At 56.4% G+C, this 535-nt stretch carries 1 protein-coding gene; it reads left to right on the top strand.

Going from position 1 to position 535, the window contains the following annotated elements:
- The coding region (locus tag K7W03_RS27635) for a hypothetical protein (protein ID WP_222888166.1) at positions 1-522 on the top strand (522 nt) is incomplete at its 5' end.
- Between the last annotated feature and the right edge of the window lie 13 nt (positions 523-535).

The following is a 535-nucleotide window of genomic DNA, read 5'->3' as shown; positions in this document are numbered from 1 at the left end:
TGTGAACCTTGCTCGCTTCATTCGTCCGTCCTTCCATCAGGTCAGACTCTAATCAAGCTTGGAGGAAAATCCGGGGGTCAGGTCAGTGGTCTATTGGCTGATCTAATGCGCCATCCGGCGGATTATCATTACCGTTCGCTGCATCCGTCAGGTTTCAAACGGGCTGCGGTCGGCTACCGTCCATTCATGACCGCTATTCAGGGCATGAAGGCTCTTGGCTATCTGGAAGTGGTCATGGGCTTCTGGCAACCCGGAAGGATTAATCAGCCGGGAATGGCAACTCGCTACCGGCTTACGCCTACCTTCCTCAAATATGCTGCGGATTTTGGCATCTGCGCTGTTGATTGGTCCGGTCATTTCCGACCCCCGCCCATGGGATCATATAACCCGAACCCGGTGTTAGTGCGCTCTGCGGCGGTGAAGGACTGGAACAAGCGCGTGAGAGGGGCGCTTGCGCGGCGACTGACAGGATGCGAGCGTAGCGACAATCAAGATGAGAATCGGTTGTTGGGGTGTCGGTGAAGGGCGGAGGGCG

The sequence above is a fragment of the Sphingobium sp. PNB genome, assembly GCF_019873065.1.
In the GTDB taxonomy this organism is placed as follows: Bacteria; Pseudomonadota; Alphaproteobacteria; order Sphingomonadales; family Sphingomonadaceae; genus Sphingobium; species Sphingobium fuliginis.
The sequence above is the reverse complement of the archived record's forward strand: the minus strand, read 5'-3'. Positions and strand labels throughout refer to the sequence as shown.